The organism is Rhodococcus sp. (in: high G+C Gram-positive bacteria), from assembly GCF_049286785.1.
GTDB lineage: Bacteria > Actinomycetota > Actinomycetes > Mycobacteriales > Mycobacteriaceae > Rhodococcus_F.
Window position 1 is genome coordinate 1 of the sequence record NZ_JBAQEO010000929.1, and the last position, 4,201, is coordinate 4,201.

At 66.8% G+C, this 4,201-nt stretch carries 4 protein-coding genes; all 4 read left to right on the top strand.

Annotated features, from left to right (window positions below; genetic code table 11):
• The coding region (locus tag WAW17_RS33760; protein ID WP_422337178.1) for an SCO6880 family protein at positions 1–918 on the top strand (918 nt) is incomplete at its 5' end.
• Positions 919–949: 31 nt separating this feature from the next.
• Positions 950–2,605, top strand: a complete 1,656-nt coding sequence (locus tag WAW17_RS33765; RefSeq protein WP_422337179.1) for a hypothetical protein — start codon at positions 950–952, stop codon at positions 2,603–2,605.
• Positions 2,602–2,904 carry a transposase gene (locus tag WAW17_RS33770; protein ID WP_422337180.1) on the top strand — a complete coding sequence of 101 codons (303 nt, stop codon included), beginning with the start codon at positions 2,602–2,604 and terminating at the stop codon, positions 2,902–2,904. Before WAW17_RS33765 ends, WAW17_RS33770 begins: the two co-directional genes overlap by 4 nt.
• 7 nt (positions 2,905–2,911) lie before the next feature.
• Positions 2,912–4,201: peptidoglycan DD-metalloendopeptidase family protein (locus tag WAW17_RS33775; protein ID WP_422337181.1), on the top strand; the 1,290-nt coding region annotated here is incomplete at its 3' end.

Genomic DNA, 4,201 nt, shown 5'->3' on the forward strand with positions numbered 1-4,201 from the left:
CCCGAGACCGGCAACGCCCTACTGAACCAAGCCAGGGCGATCACCGTCCCGACCGCTCCTGAGCTGGCGAAGGCGGTCGTGTACGAAGGCGCAACCGAGTTCCACCGCGACGAGGTGCAACTCGCTGCACGGGTAGCTATCACGTTCGCCGCGACCACGGAGGAACGCAAGAAGGACCCCGGCGTGCAAGCGGTGGAGATCGGCCGCCGGTTGCCCGGCATCCGTGCCGCGATCGAAGCGTCCGGTGTCGCGGTGCGGCCGATGAGCGCGGCCGAGATCACCGGTGTGGTGCGGCGCTCGTTCGATCCGGCCTCGCAGTTGAACATCGAACGGGCCGAAGCCAAGGGCGAGGACCACGGAATCACCTGGGACAACGCCGGCCCCATCTCCCACGAGAACAAGTGGTCGGAGTACTGGCACGACGGTGGCCGTTCGGTCTCCTGGCTGATGGATGCGGGCCCGAAGAGCGCTGTCGACGAATCGACGCTGCGACGTCTGATCGCACCGCACCCGGATTTACCACGGAAGAGGGTTGCGATCGTCTACCGCCCGCACCGTGCGGCCGACGCGGTCAAGATCATCGATGATGACTACCGCAACGCGATCGTTGCGTCCCAGAACCGCACTCGCGGTATCGGTTCGGCTGCTGCCCAGATCAATGTCGAACTCGCTGAACGTTCCCGCGACGAACTCGCCCGCGGCCACGGTGCCACCCGTATCGGTGTGTTGATCACCATCACCGAACCGATCGAAGGCGACATTCCCCGGATCGATGCACTGATCAACGACCTCGCTGTCCAGGCCCAGCTCGAGATACGCCGCTGCTACCGGTTCCAGGACGCGGCATTCGCGGCCTCTCTCGGCACCGGGGTGTTGCTGCCCGACCATGCATCGCTGCCGACCGCGCTCACAGCATAAGAGAAAGGCAGCACCTCTGATGGTTCGCATCATGACGCCCGAAGAACGGGCACAGTACCAAGCTCACGTCTATGCGGGGGGCCTGCGCGGAGCGTGGTCGAAGTTCAAGATCAGCACCGACGACAAGCGGCGTCGCAACGCAGCGGCCCGCGAACGCAGCGAAACCAGCGAAACCGAGGCCGGCCGGAAGCTCACTGACCGCGGATACCGCGGAGCGGGCGGTGGCCGCGCGGCGTCCGTGGGGAAGCAACCCGAGCTGCGCTCGACGAGCGTGCACGCTGCGGGCGCATTCTGGCCGTGGTCTGTGGGCGCGGGCGCCCCGGCGGTCGGGCCGGTAATCGGCAGCCACCTGGTCACCCATGCACCGGTTTCGTTCGGGCTGCTGAACTGGTTCCAGCGTGGCTTCATCACCGCCCCGGTCGCGTTCGTCCTCGGTCTCAACGGCTACGGCAAGTCCTCGTTCGTTCGCAAGGTGATTCTCGGAGCGATAGCCCAGGACGTGACCGCACTGTTCCTGGCCGACAAGAAACCCGACTACCGGACGTTGGTCGAGGCGGTCTCCGGCAAGGACGCCGTTGTCGATGTCGGATACGCCTTCGGGCATATCAATCCGCTCGCCGGCGGCGTACTCGGCCAGATCATCCCCCGCCTTGCGCCTTTCCCCGGCCTGCAACTGCGCTGGATCGAGGAGCTCCGCGGCCGCCAGACCGAAACGGTGTGCGCACTGATCGAGCTTCGGCGTGGGCAGGCTCTCGAGGACTGGGAAGAGTCGATGATCGGTTCGGCGATCGCGATCTTGTTCGACGAGAAGGGTTTCACTCCCGCCTCGCCGCCGCTACTCGAGAACATGCTCGATCTGATCATCGAGGGGCACCCTCAGCTCCTCGAAGATGCCGGTGTCGATCAGATGGAGGAGTACCGCGAGGTAGTGCGCCCGCTGCGTCGCTCGCTGCGGGCATTCGTGAACCCGAAGAGCCGGTTCGGGCGGATCTTCAACGGCCACACCACCCATCCGCTCAGCCTCGATCACCCGGCGATCGGCTTCGACGTCTCCCATATCCCGAACGGCGACAAGAAGCTGCGGGCCGCGGTCATGCTGGTGTGCTGGTCGGACGGGTTCGCGCTGATCGACGCCGCGAACGCACTCACGGACGCGGGTCTGGCCCCGCAACGCTACTTCGAAGCGGTGATGGACGAGATTTGGGATGTGCTCGGTCTCGGTCCATTCATGGTCGACCGGATCGACGCGTTGACCCGGTTGAACCGGCAGATCGCGACCGGGCTGTGGATGATCACGCACTCGATGGCCGACCTGACCACTTCCGCCGATGGTGCCACCACCTCCCGCGCGGTCGGGTTCCTCGAGCGTGCCCGCGTGAAGATCATCGGCCCGATCCCGGAGAAGGAGATCGAGCGCCTCGACGGCGTGGTCACTTTCACCGATACCGAAGCCGAAATGGTCACCAAGTGGTCCTCACCGCCGCCGATGACCGGCGACCAACCCCGCGAGGGCGAGTCGGCTCCGCCGCCGCCCGGAACCGGAAACGTGCTGATCAAGACCGGTGACGATCCACGCTCCCCGGGGATCCCGGTGCACGTGATCTTCACCCGCGCCGAAATCGAATCCGGCGTCCACAACACCAACGCCCGCTACAGCACCACCGAGACGCAAGAGGATGCCGCGTGATCCCGCAACGCCGCTACCGGGACGTCTCTCCGGAATTGAGGGCCGCCGCCGTCAAACGAGTCGCCGTACTTCAGAACGAGGTCTCCTCCCGCTGGCGGGCGATCCAGCTCGTCGCCGAAACCACGGGCGTGCACCCGAACACTCTGCGCAACTGGGTGCAAGCGCATCCGGACGGACCACGGTCACCGCGCCGCGACCTCGAACGGGAACTGCGCGAACGAGACGCGGCCCTGGCCGCGGCATCGGAGATGATCGCAGACCTTTCGTCCCGGATCCACGCCCGCCGCGAGCGGGACTGATCGCACCGTGAACACCAAGAAGCTGCTCGCCGCTGCCGTGGCCGTAATGGTCGGGATCGTGGTGCTCGTGGTCGTCGTCGCCTCCGGCAGCGGCAAACAGTGCCCGGTCCCGGCCGCCCCCGGCGGTGCGACTGCTCCAGCCGGATCACTGGTCAAACCGACCAAGTCCGGTACGACCACCTTGACCTCAGGGTTCGGGTCGCGGTGGGGAACCGAGCACAAGGGCGTCGACTTCGCCGGTGACGTCGGCACACCCATCTACGCGTTCACCGACGGCCGTGTCATCGCCGCCGGTCCCGCCTCGGGTTTCGGGAACTGGATCATCCTCGACCATCAGATCGACGGGAAGGTCTACTCGACCGTCTACGGGCACATGTTCGACGACGGTGTTCTCGTCAAGGTCGGCGACCACGTTTCCGCCGGGCAGGAAATCGGCCGTGTCGGCAACGCCGGCGACACCACCGGCGCGCACCTGCACTTCGAGGTCTGGGACAGCGGACGCCTCCCGGACGGTGTCGGCACCGCCGTCGATCCAGCTCCGTGGGTGGACCGGGCAACCGAGCCCGGTGCAGCTCCCGCACCCGAAACGGGGGAGAGGGACGGCGGGACGTCGACCTCGCCCGGTACCTCGACGGCACCGGGGCTCGCGGTCTACAACGCCCGCCAACTCGCGATCGCCAAGCAGGTCGTCGCGGTCGGCGAAGCGATGGGCGTCTCCGAGCGCGGCATCACCGTCGCCCTGGCGACCGTGGGCCGCGAATCGACGTTCCGGATGCTCGCCAGCTCCGTGGTGCCCGAATCCCTGAACTACCCGCACGACGGCGTCGGCAGCGACAACAAGTCCGTGAACCAGTACCAACAGCAGGTCGGAATGTGGGGAACGGTCGAAGAGTTGATGAACCCGGTCACCGCGAACGTGAAGTTCTACCAGGCCCTTATCCAGGTTTCCGGGTGGGAAACGATGCCGGTCACCCTCGCCGCCCAGACCGTGCAAAAGTCGGCGCACCCCGAGGCATACGCCCCGTGGGAGGACGCCGGTCGCATCATGTACAGCGAGTTCAAGGGCGCAAGCAAGGAACTCACCGCCGCCGAACTGTCGCAGATCTCCTCCTCAGGTCGGGCCACTGCCGTCGCAGCGGGGGGCACCTTGCCCGACGCGTGCGCGCCCGCAGGCGGCCGGTACGGCCCGCTCGCACCGGGCCCGTTCGGGCAGAAAGTCATCGAAGCCGCGGCCCGCTGGCTCGGCACCGAGTACGCCTGGGGCGGCGGGGACGTGGGCGGCCCGACCCGAGGGATC